Source organism: Pontibacter sp. BAB1700 (genome assembly GCF_000277005.1).
Taxonomy (GTDB): domain Bacteria; phylum Bacteroidota; class Bacteroidia; order Cytophagales; family Hymenobacteraceae; genus Pontibacter; species Pontibacter lucknowensis.
Map to the genome: position 1 here is coordinate 1 of NZ_AKIS01000214.1, position 3,946 is coordinate 3,946.

The window sequence follows — 3,946 nt, forward strand, 5'->3', positions numbered from 1 at the left end:
TATATTGAGGAATTCTTATAAGTTTAGGAGTTGGGGAGTTTAGGAGTTTGAGAGGTATGGGTTATTGAATTTTGATTGACGGGGTGAATTGAAATCTTGTGGTAAAGAAGCAAAGAGAATTTGAATTCACTTAAATCACTTTTAAACGCTCAAACTCCCCAACTCTTAAACTCGCTTATGTTTCCACCTTTTGTGCGTCCAGAGGTAGTTGGCGGGGTTTCGACGGATGGAAGCTTCCAGTTTACGAGCGAAAGCTTCGGTGATTGAAAAGGTGCCTTCTTCGGGCTTGGTGGTGCCGTCGGACAGCACATCAAAAGTCAGACAGTAATGACCACGTTTGACTCGCGCCACATCCAGGAACAGCACCGGGCATCCAAAGGTCTGCGCCAGCTTTTCGGCACCGACAAAGAAAGGTGTATCCTGATTGAGGAAAGTGGTCCAGAACTGAATCTCTCCGTAAGGGGGCGTCTGATCTGAGAGCATAGCTACCACACGCGGTGTTTTTCTGTTTCGCACAAAGTCACGCATGGTGTCTTTCATTTCAATCAGGCGAGCACCGAGCCTCCCGCGCAGGTATAGCATGAACTCCTCAAAGAAGGGATTCTTGATCCGCTTGTATACCCCTTCAGCCGGAAAGCCGAACTGCACCGCTCCAGCAGAGAGAATCCATTCCCAGTTGCCGGAGTGAGAGCCCATGGTGATGACTGTCTTACCTTGTTGCACAAAATTATCGAGCACCTCCTGGTTAGAAAACACAATGCGGCGGCGCATTTCAGCTTCATCCATCGAGGCCAGTTTCAGGATCTCCACGATCAGGTCCGGGAACTGCCGGTAAAAGGCCCTGGCTATACCCTGTATCTCCTGTTCAGATTTTTCCGGAAAGGAGTTGCGCAGGTTCTGGAGCACCACTTTTTTGCGGTAGCCGACCACGTAATACACGAGCACAAACAAAAAGTCGGCTAGCAGGTATAGCATGGGCAGCGGCAGCAAAGACAGGCCTTTGAGCAACCACCAGAGCGGGTAATATAACGCAGGTATGTTTGGAGATTTCTTCACAGGTATAGATCGGCTGCAAAGGTACGACCTATACTTGCATTATGAAATTAAAGAAATCATGCTTATTTCGCAGGAAAAGGACACAAGATGTAAGACCTGGGACTGCAGGTATAAGATGACAGATGGCAGACATTAGAATTATATTCCAACTTCAGACTCAAAACTCTTGACTTAGAGCTTACAGCCTTTAACTCTCTAACTTTTTAACTTCCTAACTCCCTTGCTTCTCCTAACCGAAATAATGTACCACCCGCCCATTCAGTTTTTTGCTGCATTCCTTAAGTCTGATGGTTTGCTGCTAGAAAAACACGAGAACTACATAAAGCAGAGCTACCGCAATCGCTGCCATGTGCTGACGTCGCAAGATATGGTGCCGCTGAGCGTGCCGGTACTGCGGGGCAACAGCAAGGACAAGACGCTGATCACCGAGATCGAGATAGATTATACCCAGAAATGGTACAACGTACATTGGCGCACCATACAGGCAGCATATGGCCGTGCTCCCTATTTTGAATTTTACAGTGACTACATTCGGGAGGTATATGAGCGACAGCCGAAATATTTATTTGACCTGAACGTTGATTTATTGCGGCTTTATCTTAAATTTCTGAAACTGGATCGACGAATCGGGTTCACAGACAGCTATCAGACAGAGCAACCGGAGGGGGCGCTCGACCTCAGAAATAGGATACATCCTAAAATCATTCCTGACAACTTGTACGTACAACCCTATACACAAGTATTTGGCAAACAATTTGTACAAGACCTTAGTATAATTGACTTGTTGTTTACACAGGGTCCGAAGTCGCTTTCCTACTTACAATAATGCCCCGGCAAAACTAAACCTTTGTGGAGTTGGGCTTGTTTAAATCAGGGGCTTTTCCTGTTAGCCTCAACGAGTTACAACATTTTTAGACCTTTACATTTTTTTATAGAGTATACATGGAAGCTAAATTCTCAAACAGAGTGAAAGAGGTTATCTCACTCAGCCGCGAGGAAGCTATCCGCCTTGGGCATGACTATATTGGCACCGAACACCTGGTGCTGGGCATGATCCGGGAAGGAGAAGGTACTGCCATCGCCTTACTGAAGAAGCTGGGCGTTTCGATAGATGAACTGAAGTACGCTTTAGAGCAGGCTACACGAAACACCGCATCTCAGAACAGCAACATTACAGGCAGTATCCCGCTGACCAAGCAAACTGAGAAGGTGCTTAAGATTACTTATCTGGAGGCCAAAATCTTCAAAAGTGATATAATAGGTACTGAACACCTCTTATTATCCATCCTCCGGGATGAAGACAACATTTCTTCTCAAATCTTAGCGAAATTCAACGTGAACTACGAAGCAATAAGAGACTCCCTGGATTATCACAGCAATAATCCACTCGCGTCGTCTGACACAGACGATTCTGATGATTCTGACAAGTTGTTTGGCTCTTCTTCACGCGCTGGCAGCAGCTCTAGCAAGAAGCCTGGTGAAAAATCGCGCACCCCGGTGCTCGACAACTTTGGCCGCGACCTGACCAAACTGGCAGAAGACGATAAGCTCGACCCGATTGTAGGTCGTGAAAAAGAAATCGAACGTGTGGCCCAGGTACTGAGCCGCCGCAAGAAGAACAACCCGATCCTGATCGGTGAGCCGGGCGTTGGTAAAACAGCTATTGCTGAAGGACTTGCGCTGCGCATCGTGCAGAAAAAGGTAAGCCGCGTGCTCTTTAACAAGCGTGTGGTAACCCTTGACCTTGCCTCTCTGGTGGCGGGCACGAAGTACCGCGGTCAGTTCGAGGAGCGCATGAAAGCCGTGATGAACGAGCTGGAGAAGTCTCCGGACGTGATCCTGTTCATTGACGAGCTGCACACGATTGTAGGTGCCGGTGGCGCCTCCGGTTCGCTGGATGCCTCCAACATGTTTAAGCCGGCCCTGGCCCGTGGCGAGATCCAATGCATTGGCGCGACTACGCTTGACGAGTACCGTCAGTACATCGAGAAAGATGGTGCCTTGGCCCGTCGTTTCCAGATTGTGATGGTAGACCCTACCACGCCGGAGGAGACCATGGAGATCCTGCACAACATCAAAGACAAGTACCAGGACCACCACCACGTGAACTACACTGACAAGGCAATTGAGGCCTGCGTGAAGCTTTCGGACCGCTACATGAGCGACCGCTTCCTTCCGGACAAGGCCATCGATATCCTGGATGAGGCTGGTGCGCGTGTGCACATCAACAACATTGTGGTGCCTGAGGATATCCTGAAGCTCGAAGAGCAGATCGAGAACATCAAGGTAGAGAAAAACCGCGTGGTAAAGAGCCAGAAGTACGAAGAGGCTGCTCAGCTGCGCGACAAAGAGAAAAAACTGATTGACCAACTCGAATCAGCTAAAAAGAGCTGGGAAGAGGAGACCAAGAAGAAGCGCTATACGGTAAAAGAGGAAAATGTGGCAGAGGTTATTGCCATGATGACAGGTATACCGGTGAAGCGTATCGCGCAGAACGAAGGCGTAAAACTATTGAACATGGGCGAAGAGCTCAAGGGCAAAGTGATTGGTCAGGACAAAGCGATTGGTCAGTTAGTGAAAGCCATTCAGCGCACGCGCGTGGGTCTGAAAGACCCGAAGAAGCCTATCGGTTCATTTGTATTCCTGGGTCCGACTGGTGTAGGTAAAACGGAGCTTGCCAAAGTGCTGGCAACATACCTGTTCGACAAAGACGACGCACTGGTGCGTATCGACATGAGTGAGTACATGGAGAAATTCAGTGTATCTCGCCTGGTGGGAGCGCCTCCGGGCTATGTGGGTTACGAAGAAGGCGGTCAGCTGACGGAGAAATCCAGCCTACGTACGTCTGAGCATCCGAATCGATTGTTAACAAGCCTACGTACCGTCCTTG

3 protein-coding genes are annotated in these 3,946 nt (G+C 48.8%); 2 read left to right on the forward strand and 1 reads right to left on the reverse strand.

Going from position 1 to position 3,946, the window contains the following annotated elements; genetic code table 11:
• Nucleotides 1-165: 165 nt before the first annotated feature.
• Entirely contained in the window at nucleotides 166-1,056 is an 891-nt protein-coding gene (locus O71_RS20025) for a lysophospholipid acyltransferase family protein (RefSeq protein WP_155801036.1), read from the reverse strand.
• Between the two features lie 241 nt (nucleotides 1,057-1,297).
• On the opposite strand from O71_RS20025, the gene O71_RS20030 reads away from it, so the two are divergent.
• Complete coding sequence (locus O71_RS20030; protein ID WP_007660753.1) at nucleotides 1,298-1,882, forward strand: WbqC family protein; 585 nt, start codon at nucleotides 1,298-1,300, stop codon at nucleotides 1,880-1,882.
• Between the two features lie 116 nt (nucleotides 1,883-1,998).
• The coding region (locus O71_RS20035) for an ATP-dependent Clp protease ATP-binding subunit (protein WP_007660754.1) at nucleotides 1,999-3,946 on the forward strand (1,948 nt) is incomplete at its 3' end.